Annotated in this window: 19 protein-coding genes, 1 other RNA gene and 1 pseudogene; 7 read left to right on the top strand and 14 right to left on the bottom strand. The window is 58.0% G+C overall.

The annotated features are described in order from the left end of the window. Nucleotides 1–5 precede the first annotated feature (5 nt). The 12 genes from GTU67_RS10625 to rnpB all read right to left on the bottom strand — a co-directional run bounded on the left by GTU67_RS10625 (nucleotide 6) and on the right by rnpB (nucleotide 14,427). Nucleotides 6–953 carry a D-alanine--D-alanine ligase gene (locus tag GTU67_RS10625; RefSeq protein ID WP_185780048.1) on the bottom strand — a complete coding sequence of 316 codons (948 nt, stop codon included), beginning with the start codon at nucleotides 951–953 and terminating at the stop codon, nucleotides 6–8. Further along, nucleotides 950–2,356 (bottom strand): UDP-N-acetylmuramate--L-alanine ligase, encoded by a 1,407-nt coding sequence (murC, locus tag GTU67_RS10620; protein WP_185780047.1) that lies wholly within the window; start codon nucleotides 2,354–2,356, stop codon nucleotides 950–952. The genes GTU67_RS10625 and murC overlap by 4 nt, the downstream gene beginning before the upstream one ends. Continuing rightward, nucleotides 2,353–3,426: an undecaprenyldiphospho-muramoylpentapeptide beta-N-acetylglucosaminyltransferase gene (gene murG, locus GTU67_RS10615; RefSeq protein WP_185780046.1), complete on the bottom strand. Its 1,074-nt coding sequence runs from the start codon at nucleotides 3,424–3,426 to the stop codon at nucleotides 2,353–2,355. The genes murC and murG overlap by 4 nt, the downstream gene beginning before the upstream one ends. After that, a complete protein-coding gene (ftsW, locus tag GTU67_RS10610) occupies nucleotides 3,423–4,616 on the bottom strand; it encodes a putative lipid II flippase FtsW (RefSeq protein ID WP_185780045.1) in 1,194 nt (397 codons plus the stop codon). Before ftsW ends, murG begins: the two co-directional genes overlap by 4 nt. Further along, a complete protein-coding gene (murD, locus tag GTU67_RS10605) occupies nucleotides 4,613–6,139 on the bottom strand; it encodes a UDP-N-acetylmuramoyl-L-alanine--D-glutamate ligase (protein WP_185780044.1) in 1,527 nt (508 codons plus the stop codon). The genes ftsW and murD overlap by 4 nt, the downstream gene beginning before the upstream one ends. Before the next feature lie 4 nt (nucleotides 6,140–6,143). Then, complete coding sequence (gene mraY / locus GTU67_RS10600) at nucleotides 6,144–7,319, bottom strand: phospho-N-acetylmuramoyl-pentapeptide-transferase (RefSeq protein WP_185780043.1); 1,176 nt, start codon at nucleotides 7,317–7,319, stop codon at nucleotides 6,144–6,146. Continuing rightward, nucleotides 7,309–10,101, bottom strand: coding sequence for a bifunctional UDP-N-acetylmuramoyl-L-alanyl-D-glutamate--2,6-diaminopimelate ligase MurE/UDP-N-acetylmuramoyl-tripeptide--D-alanyl-D-alanine ligase MurF (gene murF, locus GTU67_RS10595; RefSeq protein WP_185780042.1), 2,793 nt, complete (start codon nucleotides 10,099–10,101; stop codon nucleotides 7,309–7,311). The genes mraY and murF overlap by 11 nt, the downstream gene beginning before the upstream one ends. Beyond that, a complete protein-coding gene (locus tag GTU67_RS10590; protein ID WP_185780041.1) occupies nucleotides 10,098–11,837 on the bottom strand; it encodes a peptidoglycan D,D-transpeptidase FtsI family protein in 1,740 nt (579 codons plus the stop codon). Before GTU67_RS10590 ends, murF begins: the two co-directional genes overlap by 4 nt. Next, nucleotides 11,834–12,139 carry a cell division protein FtsL gene (gene ftsL, locus GTU67_RS10585; RefSeq protein WP_185780040.1) on the bottom strand — a complete coding sequence of 102 codons (306 nt, stop codon included), beginning with the start codon at nucleotides 12,137–12,139 and terminating at the stop codon, nucleotides 11,834–11,836. The genes GTU67_RS10590 and ftsL overlap by 4 nt, the downstream gene beginning before the upstream one ends. Further along, a complete protein-coding gene (gene rsmH / locus GTU67_RS10580; RefSeq protein ID WP_185780039.1) occupies nucleotides 12,136–13,209 on the bottom strand; it encodes a 16S rRNA (cytosine(1402)-N(4))-methyltransferase RsmH in 1,074 nt (357 codons plus the stop codon). Before rsmH ends, ftsL begins: the two co-directional genes overlap by 4 nt. 8 nt (nucleotides 13,210–13,217) lie before the next feature. Next, complete coding sequence (gene mraZ / locus GTU67_RS10575) at nucleotides 13,218–13,646, bottom strand: division/cell wall cluster transcriptional repressor MraZ (RefSeq protein ID WP_185780038.1); 429 nt, start codon at nucleotides 13,644–13,646, stop codon at nucleotides 13,218–13,220. Between the two features lie 373 nt (nucleotides 13,647–14,019). Next, nucleotides 14,020–14,427, bottom strand: an RNA gene (gene rnpB / locus GTU67_RS10570) — RNase P RNA component class A. Between the two features lie 103 nt (nucleotides 14,428–14,530). Between rnpB and GTU67_RS10565 the strand changes: the two genes are divergently transcribed. Beyond that, nucleotides 14,531–16,366 (top strand): ATP-binding cassette domain-containing protein, encoded by a 1,836-nt coding sequence (locus GTU67_RS10565; protein WP_185780037.1) that lies wholly within the window; start codon nucleotides 14,531–14,533, stop codon nucleotides 16,364–16,366. A gap of 36 nt (nucleotides 16,367–16,402) precedes the next feature. Here the strand turns inward: GTU67_RS10565 and pyrC are convergent, their stop codons facing one another. Further along, on the bottom strand, nucleotides 16,403–17,467 hold the full coding sequence (pyrC, locus tag GTU67_RS10560; protein ID WP_185780036.1) for a dihydroorotase: 1,065 nt from the start codon (nucleotides 17,465–17,467) through the stop codon (nucleotides 16,403–16,405). 172 nt (nucleotides 17,468–17,639) lie between these two features. Here pyrC and GTU67_RS10555 point away from each other — a divergent pair, with 172 nt between their 5' ends. Beyond that, nucleotides 17,640–17,912 (top strand): SWIB/MDM2 domain-containing protein, encoded by a 273-nt coding sequence (locus tag GTU67_RS10555; RefSeq protein WP_185780035.1) that lies wholly within the window; start codon nucleotides 17,640–17,642, stop codon nucleotides 17,910–17,912. A gap of 105 nt (nucleotides 17,913–18,017) precedes the next feature. Here GTU67_RS10555 and GTU67_RS10550 read toward each other — a convergent pair whose 3' ends face one another. Beyond that, entirely contained in the window at nucleotides 18,018–18,383 is a 366-nt protein-coding gene (locus GTU67_RS10550) for a DUF4870 family protein (protein ID WP_185780034.1), read from the bottom strand. A gap of 95 nt (nucleotides 18,384–18,478) precedes the next feature. Here GTU67_RS10550 and GTU67_RS10545 point away from each other — a divergent pair, with 95 nt between their 5' ends. From GTU67_RS10545 to tnpC, 5 genes and pseudogenes are all read left to right on the top strand, one after another. After that, nucleotides 18,479–19,144, top strand: a complete 666-nt coding sequence (locus GTU67_RS10545) for a trimeric intracellular cation channel family protein (protein WP_249417684.1) — start codon at nucleotides 18,479–18,481, stop codon at nucleotides 19,142–19,144. Between the two features lie 125 nt (nucleotides 19,145–19,269). Further along, nucleotides 19,270–19,404 (top strand): annotated as a pseudogene (locus GTU67_RS10540) (septum formation inhibitor Maf); the annotation flags it as partial. 35 nt (nucleotides 19,405–19,439) lie between these two features. Next, a complete protein-coding gene (locus GTU67_RS10535) occupies nucleotides 19,440–19,874 on the top strand; it encodes a transposase (RefSeq protein ID WP_185780032.1) in 435 nt (144 codons plus the stop codon). Next, entirely contained in the window at nucleotides 19,871–20,203 is a 333-nt protein-coding gene (gene tnpB, locus GTU67_RS10530; protein ID WP_185780031.1) for an IS66 family insertion sequence element accessory protein TnpB, read from the top strand. The genes GTU67_RS10535 and tnpB overlap by 4 nt, the downstream gene beginning before the upstream one ends. Before the next feature lie 79 nt (nucleotides 20,204–20,282). After that, on the top strand, nucleotides 20,283–21,854 hold the full coding sequence (gene tnpC, locus GTU67_RS10525) for an IS66 family transposase (protein WP_185780153.1): 1,572 nt from the start codon (nucleotides 20,283–20,285) through the stop codon (nucleotides 21,852–21,854). Nucleotides 21,855–22,128 lie beyond the last annotated feature (274 nt).

The raw sequence follows: 22,128 nt of genomic DNA, 5'->3' as shown, positions 1-22,128 counted from the left end.
GATCCTTATGCTTTTTCGGGTGCGCGCACTTTGCACGATGCCGTATCCAGGATGGCCAGACACAAATCGGCGTAACTCATGCCCGCCGCTTTGGCGCCCATGGGCACCAGCGAATGGCTGGTCATGCCGGGTGAAGTATTCATTTCAAGCAACCACGGCTGCCCCTGGGCGTCAAGCATGAAGTCGGCACGCCCCCACCCTTCGCAACCCAGCGCGGTGTAGGCCTGCTCTGCCAACCGGATCAGTTCGACTGTTGTCTTTTTCTCGACGGGCGCCGGGCACTCGTAGCGAGTGTCGTTAGATACGTACTTGTGCTCGTAGTCGTAGTTGCCGCCAGGCGCAATAATCTCGATAGCCGGCAGCGCCCGAACCTCGCGCCCTTTGCCCAGCACCGGCACGGTCAGTTCGCGACCCTGCACAAAAGCCTCCAGCAAGACCTCATCATCAAACCGCGCAGCCAAACGATACGCAGCCAGCAGTTCACTTTCGTCGTTCACTTTGGTAATGCCCAGCGTCGATCCTTCGTGGGGCGGCTTGACCATCAGGGGGTACCCGACTTCGCGCCCGGCCGCTTCCAGCTCGTCTTCGTGGCAGACAACGGCATACCCAGGCGTGGGCAACCCTGCCTTGATCCAGATTTGTTTGGTCATGATCTTGTCCATGGCCAGGCTGGAAGCCAGCACACCGCTGCCGGTATAAGGCACACCCATCAGTTCCAGCAGGCCCTGCACGGTACCGTCTTCGCCATAGCGCCCATGCAGCGCAATAAACACCCGGTCGAAGCCCGCCTCGATGAGCGCTTGAAGGCTGTGTGTACCGGTATCGAACAGGTGGGCATCAACACCCGCACTGCGCAGGGCCGAGTGGACCCCTTCACCAGACATCAACGACACTTCGCGCTCGGCCGAAGAGCCACCATACAACACACCTACGCGTCCGTATGCCTTGCTCATACCAAATCTCCCAACTGCCCCGGAACTTTGCTGATTGAGCCGGCACCCATAACAATCACAACATCGCCATCGCGTGCGAAATCAACAATGGCTTGCGGCAGATCAGCCACATTCTCTATAAATAGCGGTTCTACCTTTCCGGCCACCCGGACGGCCCTGGTCAACGCGCGCCCATCGGCGGCCACCAACGGCGCCTCGCCAGCGGGGTAGACCTCGGTAAGCAACACGGCGTCGGCCTGGCTTAGTACCTTGACGAAATCTTCGAAGCAATCGCGGGTGCGCGTGTAACGGTGGGGCTGGAAAGCCAGAACGATTCGGCGATCGGGCCAGGCGCCACGCGCGGCCGACAAGGTCGCAGCCATTTCAACTGGGTGATGACCATAGTCATCAACCAGGGTAAAGTGCCCGCCTCCGTGCGCCTGCGGCACGGCAAAATCGCCCACTTGCGTAAAGCGGCGACCAACACCGTTAAACTCGGCCAGCGCACGCGCAATTTCTGTGTCTTCGACCCCCAGCTCGGTGGCAACGGCAATGGCCGCCAACGCATTGAGCACGTTGTGGCGACCTGGCAAATTCAGGCGCACCGACAACAAGGGCAGTTGACCAGAAGCCGATTTGCGCACCACGTCAAAGCACATCATCGTGCCTTCGGGGCGTACATTTACCGCGCGCACCAGAACGTCTTCACCAAAACCGTACGTGGTTACCGGCCGGGAAATGAAGGGAATAATTTCACGGACGTAAGCATCGTCACCACACACAATAGCGCTGCCGTAAAACGGCAAACGCTGGGTAAACTCTATAAACGCGCTTTTTAACCGGGCGACATCATGGCCATAGGTATCCATGTGGTCAACATCGATATTAGTGATGATGCCCATCACCGGCAGCAGATTCAGAAACGAGGCGTCTGACTCGTCGGCTTCGACAACAATGAATTCGCCCTGGCCTAACCGGGCATTGGCACCCGCCGAGGTTAACCGCCCGCCAATCACAAAGGTCGGGTCGAGCCCGCCGCCGGCAAGCACACTGGCCACCAGGCTGGTTGTGGTGGTTTTGCCGTGGGTTCCGGCAACTGCAATACCGCGCTTAAGCCGCATCAGTTCGGCCAGCATCAGGGCGCGAGGAACAACCGGGATATGGGCCGCACGCGCAGCCAGCACTTCAGGGTTGTCGCCCGATACGGCTGTCGAGGTTACCAGCGCGCCGACACCCTTGATATTATCGGCATGATGACCAATGGTCACCTTGGCGCCCAACTGCTCCAGACGCCGCGTGACGGCAGAAGCCTGAATGTCGGAGCCGCTAATGGCGTAGCCCAGGTTCAGCAAAACCTCGGCAATGCCGCTCATCCCGGAGCCGCCAATACCGACAAAATGGATACTTTGAATTCTGTGTTTCATTCGCCCCTCCCGGCGGCTAGCTCGCAAGCGTCGGCAATCGCCTGAGTTGCATTCAGGCTGGCATGCTCATGCGCATGGCGGGCAACGTCAGCCAGCTCGGTGCGCGTGCGCTGCTGCAGCCAGGCGGCCAGCCATTGCGGCGTAAGTTCGGACTGGGGCTGCAACCAGCCCCCGTGACACGCGCTAAGGTAGCGCGCGTTTGCGGTTTGATGATCGTCAATGGCGTGCGGCAACGGCACAAACAACGCTGCCACGCCAACGGCTGCGACTTCGGCCACCGTCATGGCGCCAGCCCGGCACACCAACACGTCCGCATCGTCAAGCGCGGCTTTCATATCACTGATGAAAGCATGGCACTGCGCCTCGACACCCGCGCGCGCATAGGCTTGCCGGACGGCATCAAGATGTTGCTCGCCGGTCTGATGCACGATAACGGGGCGTTGATCGGGCGCTAACAGCGCCAACGCTTCGGGCAGTGTTTCGTTCAGGGCCTTTGCGCCCAGGCTTCCGCCCACCACCAGCAGCCGCAAGGGCCCCTGGCGTCGACCATAACGCTGGTCAGCGGCATCAATTTGCATCAGCTCGGCCCTAACAGGGTTGCCAACCATCAGCGCGCCGGGCAGCGCCCCCGGAAAGCCCACCAATACTTTATCGGCCATTTTGGCCAACCAGCGGTTGGCTGTACCGGCCACGGCATTTTGTTCGTGTATGACCATAGGTATGCGCTTCAGCCAGGCGGCCAACCCACCGGGAAACGCAACATACCCTCCCATGCCCAGCACAACATCGGGCTTAACCCGGGCCAACGCAGAGCGGGCTTGCAAGCCGGCACGCAACAGGCTGAACGGCAATGCGAACAACGCCTTCAGCCCTTTGCCTCGAACGCCGCCAAAGCGCAGCGGTTCGATCGGCAGGCCATGCGCAGGCACCAGACGACCTTCCATGCGCTCGGGGTGCCCCAGCCAGACAACGCGCCAGCCCCGCGACTGCATTTCGTGAGCGACAGCCAACCCCGGCATGATATGCCCGCCGGTGCCACCCGCCATAATCATTAACGTGCGCGTCGTCATGTCCGCTTGCCCCGCATCAGGTTCCGGTTTTCGTAATCGACCCTTAGCAATATGGCCACCGCCACCATATTCATGACAATGCCCGAGCCCCCGTAACTAACGAGCGGCAAGGTAAGCCCCTTGGTGGGCAACAGCCCTACGCATACGCCAATATTGATAAACGACTGAATGCCAAACCACATGGCCACGCCCTGCGCGACCAGGCCATTGAACACACGCTCGATGGCGATGGCCTGACGACCAATGTCGAAGGCGCGCCAAATTACATAGGCAAAAGCGAGAATCAGGCACAGCACGCCCACAAACCCAAGCTCTTCACCAATAACGGCCACGATGAAATCGGTATGCGCTTCGGGCAAATAATGGAGCTTTTCTACACTGGCCCCCAAACCCACGCCAAACCACTCGCCCCGACCTAAGGCAATCAAAGAATGCGACAACTGATAAGCACTGCCATACATATTGTCCGGATTCCAGGGGTCAAGATACGCAAACAATCGCTCGCGGCGCCACGGTGCAAGCCAGATCAGCATCAAGAAGCTGGTTAGCAGGATACCCAGCAAGGCTGAAAACAATTTGCCGTTAAGCCCGCCGATAAACAACACACCCACGGCAATGGCCACAATAACAATGAACGCGCCGAGGTCTGGTTCGAGGAGCAGCACCATACCCACAATGGCCAATGCAGCGGCCATGGGCATGAACCCCCGCAAGAAGCTTTGCATATGCGCCTGCTTACGCACCGTGTAAGAGGCCGCAAACAAACAAATAGCCACTTTCATCAGTTCGGACGGCTGAAAATTGACCGGCCCGAGCGGTAGCCAACGGCGCGCCCCGTTCACTTCCCGCCCAATGCCGGGAATCAGGACAACCAGCAACAAGAACAAACACACCAAAAAAAGCGGAATGGCAAGCTTTTCCCAAACCCTGAGCGGAATGCTGAAGGCCATGACTGCGGCCACAAACCCGATGACCAGAAACAAGCCATGACGCACGACAAAGTAATAGCGACCGTAATTGGCGTAACGCGGCCCATCGGCCAAGGCAATGGAAGCCGAATACACCATTAACAAGCCAAACAGCACCAACGCGAGCGTTACCGCCAGCACACTAAAGTCGAAGCTGGGCATACTGGTGCGCCCGGGCTTGACCGAATTGATACCGGATGTCAGGTCGGCGAACAGGCTCATACCACCTCTCCGTGATCCATGGCCAATTCGTTGACCGCGTCAATGAACACACGCGCCCGATGCGCGTAATCGTTGAACATGTCCATACTGGCGCAAGCCGGCGACAACAGCACGGCCTGCCCCGGCTTGGCCAATTGCATGGCCTGCCTGACCGCATCATCCATGGTTGCCGCATGTGTCATGGGCACGCCGGTTTCAGCAAGCGCCTGCTCGATACGCGCGGCATCCTGGCCAATAAGCACGACCCCGGCCGCGTAGGCGCGCACGACCGGCGCCAACACTGAAAAGTCTTGGCCTTTGCCCAGACCACCCGCAATGAGCACCACGTTTTGTCCCAGGCCTTCAAGGGCGGCAACGGTTGCGCCGACATTCGTCCCTTTGCTGTCGTTGATGAAATCTACGCCGGCTACTGTACGGACGAACTCGGTGCGATTAGGCTCGCCGGCATAGTCGCGCAACGCATGCAACAACGGCGCCCACCCCAGCCCGACTTCTCGCGCCAGCGCAAGCGCTGCAAGCGCATTCAGGGCGTTGTGCATGCCACGAACTTTCAGTGCATCAACAGGCATCAGGCGACTGACACGGCCAACCTCGCGTCGTTGCGGCTCTGTTTGCTTGCGACGTCGCGGCGCAGACGGCACGTCGAAGTCGGCTGCCTCGGCAACGCACAACCAGTTGACCCCATGATCGGAAGACAAACCGAAATCACCCGTCAACACCGGCGCGGCGCGACCAAACGACCGCACCGATACATCTTCCAATGCCGCTACCATCCGGGAGGTGACGGGATCGTCACGGTTGACAACCGCTACGTTAGCCATGCCCAGCAAGCGTGCCTTGGCATCGGCATAGGCTTGCATCGACCCGTGCCAATCCAGATGATCCTGGGTCACGTTGAGCACAACTGCAGCATCAAGCGCCAATGAACAAGTAGTTTCAAGCTGAAAACTCGACAACTCGAGCACCCACGCCTGAGGCAATGAATCTGTATCGAGTGTATCGGCCAGGGCCGTCAGGGCCGCCGGGCTAATATTGCCGGCAGCACGTGTACTGATGCCGCAACCTGCCAATAAATGACGTGTCATGGCCGTAACCGTTGTTTTCCCGTTGGTACCCGTAACCGCCAACACCTTGGGCGCATAACCTTGCCCACGCATATCGGCTAGTGCGCGCGCAAATAGCTCAATTTCGCCCAATATCTCGATACCGGCTTCGCGCGCAGCCTGCAGGAACCCGCACACGGGTTCGGCCAACGGCGATAAGCCAGGGCTGACGACAATCTGGGCAACGCCATCGAAGTTGGCCGGCACCAGGGCGTTTGCACCCAGGTGATACGCAACCGCGTGCCCTGAAAATACGGCTTTGAAGTCATCCAGGCCTTTCGGATTTTCGCGGGTATCGAGCACACGCAACGGTGCGCCATGACGGGCGCACCACCGGGCTGCGGCCATACCTGTCTCACCCAGGCCAAGCACGAGCGTTGGCTGGTCGACTGGGATGGAGGGAAAATCGAATGCGCTCATGACCTCAACGTAATTTCAAAGTAGCCAAACCGATCAGCACCAGCATCATGCTGATGATCCAGAACCGAACCACTACCTGGGTTTCTTTCCAGCCACCCACTTCAAAATGATGATGCAACGGTGCCATTCGGAATATTCGTCGCCCTTGCCCGTACTTTCGTTTGGTGTACTTGAAGTACGTGACCTGAATCATGACCGACAATGTTTCGACGACGAACACACCGCCCATAATGAAAAGCACGATTTCCTGACGCACAATGACGGCGATTGTGCCCAACGCACCGCCAAGCGCCAAAGCGCCTACGTCGCCCATAAAAACCTGGGCCGGGTACGTGTTGAACCACAAAAACGCCAAACCCGCTCCGGCAATGGCTGCGCATAACACCATCAGCTCTGAGGCGCCCGGAATATAAGGAAAGAGCAGGTACTTCGAGTAATCGACGCGACCCACAACATAAGCAAAGATACCCAGCGCGCTGCCCACCATGACAGTGGGCATAATGGCCAGACCGTCAAGACCGTCGGTCAGATTGACGGCGTTGCTTGATCCCACGATGACAAACCAGGTCAATGCCACAAAGCCGAAAACACCCAACGGATAACTAACGCTTTTGAAAAAAGGCACAATCAAATCGGCGCGTGTCGGCAGCGGCATGGTAAACCCGCTAGCCACCCAGTCGAGAAACAGCGGCCAAAGCTCGGCATTGGCCGGCGCCGACACTGCAAAAGCCAGGTACACCGCGGCGACAATACCGATCAGGGCCTGCCAGAAAAATTTCTGGCGTGACGACATACCCTCGGGGTCGCGATGCACCACCTTTTTGTAGTCGTCCGCCCAGCCAATCCAGCCAAAACCAAAGGTAACCAGCAACACGACCCAGACAAACCGGTTCGTCCAGTCGGCCCACAGCAAGGTGCTGACAGCGATTGAAATCAGAATCAAGGCGCCCCCCATCGTGGGCGTTCCTGTTTTGACCAGATGGCTTTCAGGCCCATAACTACGTACGGCCTGCCCGATTTTCAGAGCGGTAAGCTTGCGAATGACCGCTGGCCCGGCGACAAGGCCAATCAGCAATGCGGTGGCGCAGGCCAGCACGGCCCGCAAGGTGATGTATTCGAAAACACCAAACGCACGAAAGTGCGGCGACTCGGATAACCAGCGTGCAAGTTCAAGCAGCATGATCGGATCCCTCGTTTACGGATATTTTTTGTTTTTGAAATGCCTGAACAACGCGCTCCATGCGGCTGCTGCGAGACCCCTTGACCAGCACATGTGCCGGCGTCAGCGCCACCAGATGCGCGACCAGGTCGTCGACAGTGTCGAACGTTGCTGCGCCCGGGCCGAACGCTGTGGCGCAGTCGCGAGCCGCGCCACCCAGCGTCAGCAAATAATCGATATTTTGTGATCGGGCATACGCGCCCACTTCAGCATGCATGGCAGGGCCGTTCTCGCCGACCTCGGCCATCCCTCCCAAGACCAGCACCTTGCGCCCCGCCAGACTGGCAAGCACGTCGATGGCCGCACGCACCGAATCGGGGTTGGCGTTGTAACTGTCGTCGATAAGCTGATGGCCGTCAGGTAACGGGTGAGGTTGCATCCGCCCTTTAACCGGGTTGAAGGCTTGCAAGCCCTCGACTATCGCGTCAAGCCCGGCGCCAGCCGCAACCGCACATGCGGCCGCCGCCAAAGCGTTACTTAAATTGTGGCGACCCGGCGCCGACAGCTGCACCGTCGCCATACCGCGCGGGGTGTGCAACGTAAACCAGGTACCCGCCGGTTCGGCATGGATATGGTCGGCATAGACCTCGAATGCATCAGCCAGGCCAAACCGCAAGCTGCGACGCTGACCGGCAAACGCCGACCATAACGCGCTGTACGCGTCGTCACCCGGGAACACAGCTACGCCATCGCTTGGCAGCGCCTGAATCACCGCACCATTTTCACGCGCAACGGCTTCGACCGTATGCATGAACTCCTGGTGCTCTCGTTGCGCATTATTAACAAGCGCAACGCCTGCCTGTGCCAGTTCGGCCAGATGCGCGATTTCGCCCGGGTGGTTCATCCCCAGCTCGAAAACGGCCGCCCTGTGATGGGCCCGCAAACGCAACAGCGTTAAAGGCACACCAATATCGTTGTTGTAGTTACCCGATGTGGCCAGCGCATCGTCGTTACCCACCCACGCCCTCAAAATCGAGGCCACCATTTCTTTAGTCGTGGTTTTGCCATTACTGCCGGTCACGGCAATTGCAGGCAAATGAAAACGACGGCGCCAACCCCGGCCCAGGCGTGTCAGCGCTGCATGGGTGTCACCCAACACAATTTGCGGCATGGCGATGTCGGGCTGGCGCTCGGCGACAATTGCTGCGCAGGCACCCGCCTGCGCAACCTGACCCAGATAATCATGGGCATCGAAGGTCTCGCCCTTAAGCGCCAGAAAAAGCTGTCCGGGTTCGATGGCGCGCGAGTCAGTTGAAACCGATACGCCCTGCAACAACGCCAGGGCCGCCTGTGCCCACTCCCGGTCATCAAACGGTAACCTGACACCGTCAATCTCTTGATAGGTTTCATGACCCTTGCCTGCCAACAAAATCACATCGGCAGCCTGCGCCTGCCACACGGCCGACAAGATGGCATCGGCCCGATCGGCAATAACGAGCGGTCGCGCCTGCATGCCCGAAGCGATGGCCTCGAGAATTTGGCCGGGCAATTCGGTGCGCGGATTGTCGCTGGTTAAGATGACCTGATCGGCCAGCCGCTCGGCAATTTCACCCATCATGGGGCGCTTGGCGCGGTCACGATCGCCACCACAACCAAACGCTACAACAAGCTTGCCCGAACGCGCTTTCGCTACATCGCGAAGCGCATCCAGCGCGCGTGCCAGGGCATCGGGCGTATGTGCGTAATCGACAACCACCATGGGCAAGGCCATCTCGGGCGCTCCACAGTCATGCGGCTCTACCAACTGCAAACGGCCCTCGACGGACTTAAGCTGGCCCAATGCCCTGGCAATTTTCGACAGCGGCCAGCCCAACGCCTGCAACACACCGGCAACCAACAGCAAGTTCGAAATATTGTGGCGACCCACCAAACGCGTCATGATCTGGGCGACACCCTGCGCCAGCGACAGATTGAAAATCACCCCGTGCGAGCCTGTTTGAATGTCAGCGGCCCGAATGCTCGCAGCGGCATCACCTTCAATTGAGTAGGTATCGATTTGCTGCGCCTGACACGACCGGGCAAATTGCCTGCCTACGGCATCGTCCGCATTGATGACGGCAGCGCGCAAACCAGGCCAGGCAAACAATTGCTGCTTGGCAGCCGAGTAGGCTTCGACAGTGCCGTGGTAATCGAGGTGGTCGTGCGTCAAGTTGGTGAACGCGGCAATTTCTATGCAAACCGACTGCAGCCGGCCCTGCTCCATACCAATTGACGACGCTTCGATGGCCGCTACGCGCGCACCCGAATCGCGCAGCGCCGCCAGACAACGATGCACCGACAAGACGTCAGGCGTTGTCAGGGAAGCCCCCAGGTTTGTGCCGTCGGGCAGCATCACGCCCAGCGTGCCAATTGTGCCGCACGACACACCCTCGGCGTTCAGGGCCTGCGCCAACCACTGAACCGTCGATGTCTTTCCGTTTGTGCCGGTGACTGCAATAACCGTAAGTGCGGTCGACGCCTGCTCGTACCATTCGTGGCCGATCTGGCCCAACATAGCCTGCAGCCCTGGCACAGCGATGACTGGCACATTAAAACCGGCATAGGCATCCCCGGACACATCGGCAACGACAATCGCGGCCGCGCCGGCCTGAACCGCCTGGCCCACGAACTGACGTCCGTCGGTCGTCCGCCCCTGGCACGCAAAAAAGACATCACCCGCACGGACCTGGCGCGAATCGAGACAAGCATGCGCGCGGTCGCCGACCATCGACTTGAGTTGTTTGACGAGATCCTGGGCAGTCATCGGGCGGCTCCTTCTTTCGGGCCTACGGCTACCAAGGAATCGATTGGTGCATCGGGCTGCACCCCCATACGACGCAAGTTGCTGGCCACTACATTAGCAAATACCGGTGCGGCAACACGCCCACCGTAATAAACACCCGATTGCGGCTCATCAATGGAAATAGCCACCACAATGCGCGGATTTGAAACCGGCGCAAAACCGACAAACGAGCTGCGGTACTGCTTGGTGCTGTACTTGCCGTTCACAATTTTGCGCGCCGTGCCGCTTTTACCGGCAACGCGATAGCCTTGCACCTGCGCCAGTTTCGCGCCATCGGGGCCGGCCGCCGCCTCGAGCATGGCCCGAACCGACTTGGCCGTTTCAGGGGTAAATACCTGAACACTGGTCGGTTGTTTGCCTTGACGACGCAAAAGGGTCATGGAGACCATATCGCCATTACGAGCAAAAGCGCTGTAAGCATGCGCAATTTGAAGTAACGACACCGAAAGACCATATCCGTACGACATGGTGGCCCGCTCGATCGGGCGCCACCGTTCCCAGGGGCGCAAGCGGCCCGAAGCGACGCCCGGAAAATTCGCATCTGGCGCGCGCCCAAAGCCCAGCTGTGTGAACTTGGTCCACATTTCCTGCGAGCTCAGCTTTTCGGAAATCATCGTCATGCCAATATTGCTTGAGCGACGCAACACGCCCGCCACATCAATAACGCCGTTACGGGAAACGTCAGAAATAGTTGCACCGTGATAGCGATATTTACCATCGCCGGTATCAAACTGGGTGGAGGTGCGAATACGCCCCAAATCGAGCGCCAGACCCACGGTAAAGGGCTTCATGATTGAGCCCGGCTCGAATGTGTCGACAATGACCCGGTTACGCAGTTCGTTGCCCGAGCGGCTGCCCCGATCGTTCGGGTTGTACGCCGGCAAATTGGCAAGGGCCAGAATTTCGCCAGTACGCACATCAATTACCACACCGGCCGCGCCTGTTGCCTTGTGCTCTTGCATTGCGTTTTTCAATGCCGAGTAAAGATCAAACTGAATGCCGACATCGAGCGACAAAAACAGATCTTTGCCATGCATTGGCGGCACGGCAGCCTGCACGTCTTCGACGATACGCCCCAAGCGATCTTTAATGACACGACGACTGCCCGGTTGCCCGGAAAGGGCATCGTTGAACGTCAACTCAATACCCTCAATGCCGCGGTCTTCGATATTGGTAAAGCCCAGCACGTGGGCGGTCATATCGCCCTCGGGGTAAAAGCGACGCACCTCGTCTTGCAAATGAATGCCAGGCACTTTTAATTGACGAATTTTCTCGGCAACGTCAGGCGCCACCTGACGCTTGACGTACACGAAATTCTTATCGACGTTGGCAAGACGAGCCTTGATGTCGGCCACCGGCATATCGAGCAAGGCCGCCATTTGCGCGAGTTGCTCGGGACGGGCATTTTGGGCGTCTTCAGGCACAGTCCAGATAGCCTTGACCGGGACGCTGGAGGCCAATACAACCTTGCCGGTTCGATCAAACACCTTGCCACGCATTGCAGGCAACACCAGCGTCTTTTCGTAGCGACGCTCGCCCTGTTTTTGCAAAAAGTCATTAGACAGGCCCTGCAAATACAAGGCCTTGGCGACCAACGCCACAAAGCCCAGCAGCATTAGCACCAGCACCAGCCGTGATCGCCAGAGCGGCATCTGAATGTTCAGTACAGGGCTGTCGTAAAAGCGGAAGCGTTTCATGGCTTGGCCCCGCCTTTAAGGAACGGATTGGCCACCACCCGATTGTCTTTAATATAAATAGTCCCCGCCGGACGGGGCACCACCATTTGCAGATCGTTACGGGCAAGTTCGTCGACCCGGGCGTTGCGCGCCAGCTCGGCGCGTTCAAGTTGCAGACGCCGCCACTCGATGTCCAGCTCTTGTGTGCGTGCGGTTGCCCGCTCGGCGGCAATAAACAACTGGCGCGACTGATAGCGCGCCGTCACCAACGAGATGGCCGACAACATAAGGACGATGGCAAACAGAAGCGACAAGCGATTCATGCCCGCCTCCGTTTTGGAGACACACCGGCTTCGTTAAACGACAGGCGCAAGGCTTTAACATACCGCGCTGCATCACCCGGCAAGACGAGGGTTTCGGTGCGTTGGGCCACGCGTAGCACGGCCGAACGCGCGCGGGTGTTGGTCGCCACCTCTTCTTCAGAGGGCAGCACACGCCCCAGCGACAGCAGCACGGGCTGCGGCATATCTTTTTCGGGAATAGGCAACCGGGCCGTCGCTTCGGGTGGACGTGAAGCCGCAGTGATGAACTGCTTGACCATCCGGTCTTCGAGCGAATGGAAGCTGATCACGGCCAAGCGACCGTCCGGTGCCAATAAAGTTAAAACTGCCTCGAGGGCGCACGCGAGTTCTTCAAGCTCTTGGTTGATGTGAATCCGTATAGCCTGAAAGGTGCGAGTGGCCGGATGTTGACCCTTTTCGCGCGTGCGGACGACACTGGCGACGAGCTCGGCGAGGTCGAGCGTTGTGCGCAGCGGCCTGGATTCGCGGCGAGCAACAACCGCCTTTGCAATCTGGAAAGCAAACCGTTCTTCGCCATATTTTGCTATGACCTCCTTAAGTTCTTCAACACTGACTTGCGCCAGCCATTGAGCAGCAGTCAAACCCCTGCTCGTATCCATGCGCATGTCTAAGGGACCTTCGCGCATAAAAGAAAAACCACGCCCGGCGTCGTCGATTTGTGGGGAAGAAATCCCCAGATCGAGCATGACCCCATCAATGTGGTCGATATTCAGTTCGGCAAGCGCCTGCGCCATGGACGCAAACCCCTGGTGTACAACGGTGACGCGCGCGTCTTCGTGCTGCAGCGCCAGCGCCGTTTCGATAGCGAGTGGATCTTTATCAAAGACAATAAGACGGGCGTCGGGACCAAGGCGAGACAACAACAGCCGGCTATGCCCGCCCCGCCCGAACGTACCGTCGACAAAAATGCCGTTGGCGCATACCGGGCGCGCGCCCGCCTGAACCGACGCACGCCCCTTGCGATCGAAAGACTCGTTAACGAGCGCATCGACCGTGGGTTCGAGCAACACGGGCAGGTGAGCAAATGTCATGGCGGCCCCTAGAAAGAGAAGTCGTCGAGGGCATCGGTCATGCCCTGAGACAACGCCTCGGCCTCGTTCCGGGCCCAGGCTTCGGCGTCCCATAACTCGAAATGACTGCCCATGCCGAGCAGCATGACGTCGCGCGTCAGGCCGGCGGCCTGGCGCAATTCGGGCGACACCAGAATACGACCAGAGCCGTCCATATCGACATCGAGCGCATTACCCAGCAGCAAACGCTGCAAGGCGCGCGCCGAAATAGGGAACCGCGCGATCTGTTCGCGGCGCGCTTCCCAGACACTGCGGGGATACACCAGCAAACAGCCGTCAGGGTGGCGCGTCAGGGTAAGGCTGCCGCCTTCTTGGGAAACGAGCGCGTCACGATGCCGGGTAGGTATGGATACCCTCCCTTTAGCATCGAGCGTAATTGCGCTGCAACCCTGGAACAATTTTTACCCCACTTTTTTGCACATTATCCTACTTTTTCCCACTCTACGACATCAAACTGGACCGGTCAAGCGCTAAATTGCATTTTTTTCAATAACAACAAGCACTTACAGCCGAAAATAAGAATTTCTTTGAAAAAAATATTCCGTTAAATCAATAGATTGCAGCAGCAACTGGAAGTGGTTTATTCGGAAATTTCATGCCGATAAGCGCGTAAGACGGCCATAATGAAAAAAATGGCGCACACTCACGCGCCAACCGGCCCACCGAGCGCCGGCGAATGACATGAGCAGAGGGGATAGCGCCTTGAGCCGCTATGCGAGGTGTGCATAGCCGTGGATACTGCAGGCGCAGGAAAAAGCAAAGAAACGGAAGAGACGGGACAGGCCTGTAGGCCGGATTCTGTACGCCGGGAAACCCGGCGGGCAATCATTCATCTGGGCGCGCCATTGCTGACGCGCTCTGGCCACCTACCCGCATACTCGGGCGGGCCGCCCTGTGAGCCCGAAAGCTCGTCGTATGCCTATTTGGTGTTGCTCCGGATAGAGGTTACCGCGTTTCACCCTGCTACGTTGCAGCCGGTTACCCGACCGCGCCATACGGAAGTTGCCGTATCGGTGCGTGCAATGCACGCCCACGCAACAGACTCGTCTCTGTGGCCCTGTTCCTCGGCTTGAAAGCGTTTTCACGCCCGCTTGCCGGACGGCTGTTAGCCGCTACCCTGCCCTGTGGAGTCCGGACCTTCCTCGATATACACGATACCGCGACTGCCCGGCCTGCCCCGCCGTCGCATTGTAGCCCCTTTAACCCATGGTCACTGAACAAATCGCCACAAACTGCGACAATAGCTGTTGTTTCTTTTTGGGCTCTTTTGCGCAGTACATTTATGGCCACACCTTTAGTTACCCTCACCCAGATCCAACTGGCCTATGGCCATCACCCCTTACTCGACCACGCCGACCTTACCCTGTCGTCTGGCGAACGTGTCGGCCTGATCGGCCGCAACGGCGCCGGCAAATCGTCGCTGCTAAAACTGATCGACGGCCGCAACACACCCGATGACGGCGATATCATGCGCATTGGCGGCCTGAAAATTGCCACTGTCGAACAAGAGCCCGACCTGCCATCGGACTCGACCGTACTCGACGTTCTGTGCGCCGACTACCTGGAAACTGAAGACTGGGCACGGCCGGCACGTGCACAAGCCCTTATCGATGAGCTTGGCCTTAACGCCGACGCGCTCATCGTCGGGCTTTCGGGCGGCACACGCAAGCGCGTTGCCCTGGCCAAAGCACTTGCCGACGAACCCGACTTGCTTTTGCTTGACGAGCCCACCAACCACCTTGATTTCATCGGGATCGCCTGGCTAGAAAAGCTGCTGCAAAACGCCAGGTGCAGCGTCGTCATCATCACGCACGACCGCCGCTTCCTCGACGCCGTCGCTACGCGCATTGTCGAGCTCGACCGCGGCAAGCTGTTCAGTTTTCCGGGTAACTTTACGCAATGGCAACAACGCAAAGCCGAATGGCTGGAAGCCGAAAAAGAACAAAACGCAAAGTTCGACAAATTTCTGGCGCAAGAAGAAGTCTGGATCAGAAAAGGCGTTGAAGCCCGCCGGACACGTAATGAGGGCCGGGTCCGCCGACTGGAGCAACTGCGACGCGAACGCACGGCACGACGAGAACGTTCCGGCAATGTCAATTTGGCGGTCGCCGAAGGCCAGCGTTCTGGCAAACTGGTTGCCGAGCTCCAGCACGTTTCGCACGGGTACGGCGACAAGCGCCTGATCAACGACCTGACAACGGTCATTCTGCGCAAAGACCGCATCGGCCTCATTGGCCCCAATGGCGCCGGAAAGACAACACTACTCAAGATCATTCTGGGCAAGCTCGAACCCAACGAAGGTATCGTCAAGCTGGGCACAAACCTGACCATTGGCTACTTCGACCAAATGCGTTCGCAGCTGGACGAAAACACAACCCTGGCCGACACGATCAGCCCGGGCAGCGAATGGGTCGAAATCGGCGACCAGCGCAAACACATCATGAGCTACCTCGAAGACTTCCTGTTTCCACCGGCACGCGCGCGCTCGCCGGTCAGCAGCCTGTCGGGTGGCGAACGTGCAAGGCTGGTGCTGGCCCGCATGTTTGCGCGCCCTACCAATATTCTGGTGCTCGACGAACCCACCAACGACCTTGACATCGAAACACTGGAATTACTTGAAGAGCTGCTGCAAGACTACCCAGGCACCGTCTTGCTGGTCAGCCACGACCGCGCATTTTTAAATAATGTAGTCACACAAACGCTGGCCTGGGAAGGCGGCGGCCTGTGGCGCGAATACGCCGGCGGCTACGACGACTGGCTTGAGCAACGCCCCGCCGACGTTCCCGTCTTTGCCCCTAACGAGAATAAGTCAGTCGCAGAGCGCGACGCTTCGGCAGCAAAGCCTGCAGTTAAGCCGGCATCGCGCGCCAAACCCGCCAAAGCAGGTCGCATTACATCGTGGGAGCAAAAAGAGCTGGACGCGCTTCCCGAAACCATTGCTGCCCTGGAAGCCCGCCAGAGCGCCCTGGTAGACGCATTGGCCGATGGCGAAATTTATACAAAAGACCCCGACCGCGTGCACGAAATTAATAGCGAACTGGCCACGATAGAAGCCGAACTTGGCAAAAGCTTCGAGCGCTGGGAAGCGCTCGAAGCCAAGCAAGCGGCGGCAGACTGACCGCGACGACGGCCCGATGAAGGACCGGCGGAAACCTTACCCGTAAACGACAGACCAGGGCAGGCTTTCGCCCGCCGCCAAGGGTACCAGGCTGGTGCCTGCGGCTGGCAAAGCCTCGGGTACCGTAAACCCTTCCCGGCGAAGCGTCAGCGTGCCCTTGTTTTGCGGCAACCCGTAAAACGCCGGGCCGTTTTCACTGGCAAAGGCCTGCAGACGGTCGAGTTTGCCGACTGAATCAAATGCCATGGCGTAAAGCTCCATGGCATGTAAAGCGGTGTAGCAACCCGCACAACCACAAGCGTTCTCTTTCAGGCCCCGTGCATGAGGGGCACTGTCGGTACCCAAGAAGAAACGATTGCTTTGGCTTGTGGCGGCTTGCAACAGGGCCAAACGGTGTTGCTCCCGTTTGAGTACGGGCAAGCAATACCAATGCGGGCGCATGCCGCCCCGGAAAAGCGCATTGCGGTTGTAGAGCAAGTGATGCGCCGTAATTGTGGCGCCGACCGGGCCTTCGGCATCGCGAACATACTCAACGCCTTGTTGCGTCGTCAGGTGCTCGAACACCACCTTGAGCTGTGGAAACGCCTTGCGCAAGGGGATCATGACGCGATCGATAAAGACGGCTTCGCGATCAAAGATGTCGACAGACGGATCGGTGACTTCGCCATGCACCAACAGCGGTAGCCCTTTGTCTTGCATCGCTTCTAGTGCTTTGGTGCAATGACCCAACAAATCGGTAACGCCGGCATCGGAGTTGGTGGTTGCGCCGGCTGGATAAAGCTTGACGCCAAACACGACGTCGCTGTCGGCTGCACGGTTGATTTCGTCGGGCGACGTGTTGTCGGTGAGATAGAGTGTCATGAGCGGCTGGAAGGCATCGCCGGAGATACCGTTTGCAGCCAATGCCTGCAATATGCGCTCGCGGTACGCATGCGCAGCAGCCACCGTAGTCACCGGCGGCGTAAGGTTAGGCATGACAATGGCCCGCGCAAACTGGCGGGCACTATCGGCCACCACCGACTGCAGCATCTCGCCATCGCGCAGATGCAGGTGCCAGTCGTCGGGGCGTGTAATTGTCAATGTCGAAATGTCTGAACTCATGAATACCTCGTTAGTATTTAGTCGAAAGCACCGTGTATGGTAACGTTGCAGGGGTTCACCAAAAGAATTTCCCGATGCGTAATTCAGAAAAATAAGGTACAAACACTTTTGCTGTCGGGCTCAAGAAGCGTTATGCTCGTGCCTGACCTTTACTAACAGGAGCAAATAACATATGGCAACCACCGCAAAAACCGCGCGTAAACCCAACGCTGCATTCATGAAGCCCCTTACCCCCAGCGCTACTTTGGCTGCTGTTGTTGGCGCCGAGCCGTTGCCGCGCACCGAAGTTACTAAAAAGCTTTGGGACTACATTAAAAAGAACGACCTGCAAGACCCTAAAAACCGCCGCAACATCAATGCCGACGCAAAACTGCGCCCTATTTTTGGTAAAGACCAGGTATCTATGTTTGAAATGACCAAGCTGGTCAGCGCCCATTTGAAGTAAACCGGCGTACAGGTTTGCGTTAACAAACCTGCACCACGAACTGCACCCCAAACGTTGGACGCCATGCCAACCTTTGGGGTGCAGTTTTTTTTGGCTAAAAGTACGTTAGATTTCGGGGCTGGGTGCACTGCCTTCAAGCAAGGCCAGCCAACCCTTAATTAGCCTGTAAACCACCCAAATGACTGCAGCCAGGCCAGTAAGCCAACCGATAAAAACGAAGGTTAACAAGGCACTGACAACAACCCAGAGCAGACCCCACCAAAATGTTTTAATAACCCAGTCGAAATGCACCGCATAAATTGTGCCCGCAGCATCGCTGCGCTTTAAATATGCCAGCACCATGGCCGCAATAGTGGCAACACCGATAAAACCAGCGCTAAGCACACCCAAGGCAAACAAGCCATAAATAATGTGCGTCAGCCACTTAAGCGACAAGCCTTTGTTTTCTTCCGGCGGTAGTGCTTCGGTCATAGACCCTCCAATTCATCAGTAGCAATTAATTTGAGTATATTTTAACCTGCCCTTCTCTTACGGGTCTGATACTCGTCAACCAACCAAGAACCTCTATGGACAGTCTATCCAGCACGCTGCATCCGTTCAGCAACCTCGACATCAATATGATGTTGATCATTTATTTGATCGCGATTACAGCCGAAGCCATGTCGGGAGCTTTAGCTGCCGGGCGCAGGCGCATGGATATCTTCGGCGTTGCCGTCATTGCCTTTGTGACCGCATTAGGGGGCGGAACAATCCGGGACGTGACGTTGGGCAACTACCCCATAGGCTGGACGCAACACCCCGAGTATGTCTATATCGTCTTGTCGGCGGGGCTGCTTACTACGCTCGTGGCGCGGTACATGCACCGGCTGAAGCAATTGTTCCTGATGCTCGATGCACTGGGGCTGGTTGCGTTTTCGGTCATTGGTTGCACTATCGCCCTGGCACTCGAGTATCCCATCGTCGTTGTGATTATTTCGGGCATGCTTACGGGTATTAGTGGCGGTGTCATGCGAGATGTTTTATGCAACCAGGTACCTGTGGTGTTCCGCCGCGAACTTTACGCCAGTGTGTCGCTGTTTGTATGCGTATTGTTCTTGTTAATGAAGTGGCTTGGGGTTGGCGAAAACATCACCATGCTGGTGTGCTTCGGCTGCGGCGTGGCGTTTCGCATGCTGGCAATCCGCTTTCACTGGCGCTTACCCGTGTTTTCGTACCAGCAGCGCTGGGAATGATCTTTACCTGGCGTGTCGGAGGACAATACGTGCGTAAACGGCATGTGACTTATGTCGCCTTAAGTGGGAAGCGCTTGTTCATATAAGACAAGAGCTCTGTAATCACCCCTATCAAACAGATCGAGAAGGCCTCGATGTTCATTGCCGGCATTTCAGGCAGCTACAGCGGCGTGATGGGCCTACCCGTATTCGAGACCGCGCAGCTGCTTAAGGGTAAGCGTCCAGCCAACCCCATCTTGAGTCCGCTGACGCTGTGTTAGAGCATACGTGTCCATTTATTTTTCCATGGACACGTATGCACCAAGATACTAACGGTCGGCGTCGGCGCCGTAAACACTCCTCTGCGTACAAGGCCGAACTGGTCCAGCTGTGCTTAAGCAGAGGCGCCTCGCTGGCCGCTATCGCACTTGATCACGGCCTGAATGCCAACCTTTTGCGTCGATGGGTCATCGAACATGAACGTTTGGGGCTGCATACCCTTGACGATACGGCCACAGGCCCGGCGACTGTGCCAGTACCTGCGGGGGCGTTGCCTGATTTTATTGCTTTGGGGCCGCCAACGTCGACCTCGTCGCTGATGCCCGCCTCAACGCATCGCCACCAGCGCACCCCAACGGCTGATGCGACTGTGCGGGTCGAGCTGACCGCAGCGCAGATGAACATCACCCTGCATTGGCCGTCTTCGAACAGCCAGGCACTGGCGCAGGTACTGCGGGAATTGATGGCATGATCCGTATCGACCAGGTCTGGATAGCCGTTGAGCCCCTGGATATGCGGGCCGGTGCCGATACGGCCCTGGCACGGGTTGTGCGGGTCTTTGGCGCTGCGCATCCGCATCATGCGTATGTGTTTGCCAACAAACGGGCCAATCGCATGAAGGTATTGGTTCATGACGGCATCGGCGTCTGGTTGGTGGCACGGCGTCTGAATCAAGGCCATTTCGTGTGGTCCAATGACGGCCATGGCAGCGTATCACTCACTCACGAGCAGCTCGACGCCCTGGTGCTGGGCTTGCCTTGGCAGCGTATCGGTGAGGCTGGCATTATCCGTCTGGTTTAACCCTAAAAGATCGTCATTCTGCAATCGGGGACGTTGCCAATAGCCGGCGCACAGGCGCTGTGTAACACTACGCCTCATGATGACGAACACGCCCGATGACCTTGACCAGCTAGACGCGCACCAGTTGCGCGAACTGGCGCGTCAGCTCATGCTGGCCAATGCACGCAAAGATCAAGACATCACGTTCAAAGCGGCGCGTATCACGGCGTTGTCTCACGAGATTGCCATCTTGCGCCGGCACAAGTTCGGCCAGAAAAGCGAGCAATTGGGCGGTGAACAGGCGTTGTTGTTCGATGAGGCCGTGGGCGAAGACCTTGAGGCCATCGAGCGCGAACTTAATAAACTTAAAAACCAGCCTGCTGCGGGTGAACCGCGCGATAAACCGCGCCGTGCGGCCTTGCCGCCCGAGTTGCCCCGCACCACCATCCACCATGAACCGGCGTCCACAACCTGCGATTGTGGCTGCCAGCTCAAGCGTATCCGGGAAGACGTCAGCGAGAAGCTGGACTACACCCCAGGCACCCTCAGCGTTGAGCGTCATGTGCGTGGGGTCTGGGCGTGTACACACTGCCAGTCGATGACGCAGGCTTCGATGCCCGCGTACATCATCGACAAGGGCATCGCGGCAGTGGGGTTGCTGGCCCAGATCCTGATCGCCAAATATGCCGATCATTTGCCCCTGTATCGCCAGGAAGCGATCTTCAAGCGCGACGGCATGCACATCCCGCGCTCGAGCATGGCCCAATGGGTCGGGCAATGCGGTCATGAACTGCAACCGCTGGTCGACGCCCTGCGTCGGTGTATCTTGCAGCACCGTATCCTCCATGCCGACGAGACCCCGGTGCGCATGCTCAAGCCGGGCAGTGGCAAGACGCATAAGGCCTACTTCTGGACATACGCCCCGGGTCAATTCGAATCCTTGAAGGCCGTCATTTACGACTTCAATGAAGGTCGAGCGGGCCTATACGCCCGCGAGTTCTTGGGGGACTGGCAAGGTCAGTTGGTTGTGGATGATTACTCGGGTTACAACGCCTTGTTCCGCCAGGGCGTGACCGAGCTTGGTTGTATGGCCCACGCGCGCCGTAAATACTTCGACCTGCACAAGAACAACCAGAGCCCTGTGGGTCAACGGGCTCTGGAATTGATTGGCGAACTTTACGCGATCGAGCGCGAGGTAGCGACCCTGTCTCCCGCCCGACGCCTGGCGCTACGACAAGAAAAAGCCAAGCCCCTGGCCGATGCCCTGCACACGTGGATGCTGGCCCAACGCCAGCGGGTATTGAATGGCACCGGCACGGCCAAGGCACTGGATTACAGCCTGAAACGCTGGGCGGCACTGACCCGCTATCTGGACGATCCATTCATCCCAATCGATAACAACCACATCGAGCAGCAGATCAGACCCGTGGCCATCGGTCGCAACAATTGGCTATTTGCCGGTTCATTGCGTGCGGGCAAACGCGCGGCCGCCATCATGAGTCTGATTCAATCGGCCAAGCTCAACGGCGTGAATCCGCACGCCTATCTGAAGGATGTGCTCACGCGTCTGCCGACACACCCGAACAGCCGGATCGACGAGCTATTGCCGCACAACTGGGTGGCACCTCAGACTGACGACGTCGACACCGTTTCTGAAAAAATTTGTGCTTGAGGTAGGGAGGGGAATGTAGTTCCCCGGCCGCTTACGCTTAAGGCGCACGGCCTACTTTAAAGTATACGCCGGTAGCCTGCACTGCAAAGAGTACGCGCTCCATTTCCCCCATCCTTGTTGACATTGCTGGCCTGGGGCATCGTATCGGCTTCGCTTGTTTTTCGTGGAGTCACCGATGTCAACAACCAGAGGGCCGGGTCAGGCCTGGTGGGAATTTCATTTGAATGCCATTGCCCGTGAGGGCATTGCGGTCAAGGCCTATGCCCGGCGTGAG

It is taken from the genome of Pusillimonas minor, from assembly GCF_014237865.1.
In the GTDB taxonomy this organism is placed as follows: domain Bacteria; phylum Pseudomonadota; class Gammaproteobacteria; order Burkholderiales; family Burkholderiaceae_B; genus Neopusillimonas; species Neopusillimonas minor.
This window is presented reverse-complemented; position numbering and strand designations above follow the sequence as displayed.

Excerpts from the sequence above, each read along its gene's own strand:
- GTU67_RS10625 (WP_185780048.1), bottom strand. The coding sequence starts at position 953 with ATGAGCAAGGCATACGGACGCGTAGGTGTGTTGTATGGTGGCTCTTCG.
- murC (WP_185780047.1), bottom strand. The coding sequence starts at position 2,356 with ATGAAACACAGAATTCAAAGTATCCATTTTGTCGGTATTGGCGGCTCC.
- murG (WP_185780046.1), bottom strand. The coding sequence starts at position 3,426 with ATGACGACGCGCACGTTAATGATTATGGCGGGTGGCACCGGCGGGCAT.
- ftsW (WP_185780045.1), bottom strand. The coding sequence starts at position 4,616 with ATGAGCCTGTTCGCCGACCTGACATCCGGTATCAATTCGGTCAAGCCC.
- murD (WP_185780044.1), bottom strand. The coding sequence starts at position 6,139 with ATGAGCGCATTCGATTTTCCCTCCATCCCAGTCGACCAGCCAACGCTC.
- mraY (WP_185780043.1), bottom strand. The coding sequence starts at position 7,319 with ATGCTGCTTGAACTTGCACGCTGGTTATCCGAGTCGCCGCACTTTCGT.
- murF (WP_185780042.1), bottom strand. The coding sequence starts at position 10,101 with ATGACTGCCCAGGATCTCGTCAAACAACTCAAGTCGATGGTCGGCGAC.
- GTU67_RS10590 (WP_185780041.1), bottom strand. The coding sequence starts at position 11,837 with ATGAAACGCTTCCGCTTTTACGACAGCCCTGTACTGAACATTCAGATG.
- ftsL (WP_185780040.1), bottom strand. The coding sequence starts at position 12,139 with ATGAATCGCTTGTCGCTTCTGTTTGCCATCGTCCTTATGTTGTCGGCC.
- rsmH (WP_185780039.1), bottom strand. The coding sequence starts at position 13,209 with ATGACATTTGCTCACCTGCCCGTGTTGCTCGAACCCACGGTCGATGCG.
- GTU67_RS10565 (WP_185780037.1), top strand. The coding sequence starts at position 14,531 with ATGGCCACACCTTTAGTTACCCTCACCCAGATCCAACTGGCCTATGGC.
- pyrC (WP_185780036.1), bottom strand. The coding sequence starts at position 17,467 with ATGAGTTCAGACATTTCGACATTGACAATTACACGCCCCGACGACTGG.
- GTU67_RS10555 (WP_185780035.1), top strand. The coding sequence starts at position 17,640 with ATGGCAACCACCGCAAAAACCGCGCGTAAACCCAACGCTGCATTCATG.
- GTU67_RS10550 (WP_185780034.1), bottom strand. The coding sequence starts at position 18,383 with ATGACCGAAGCACTACCGCCGGAAGAAAACAAAGGCTTGTCGCTTAAG.
- GTU67_RS10545 (WP_249417684.1), top strand. The coding sequence starts at position 18,479 with ATGGACAGTCTATCCAGCACGCTGCATCCGTTCAGCAACCTCGACATC.
- GTU67_RS10535 (WP_185780032.1), top strand. The coding sequence starts at position 19,440 with ATGCACCAAGATACTAACGGTCGGCGTCGGCGCCGTAAACACTCCTCT.
- tnpB (WP_185780031.1), top strand. The coding sequence starts at position 19,871 with ATGATCCGTATCGACCAGGTCTGGATAGCCGTTGAGCCCCTGGATATG.
- tnpC (WP_185780153.1), top strand. The coding sequence starts at position 20,283 with ATGACGAACACGCCCGATGACCTTGACCAGCTAGACGCGCACCAGTTG.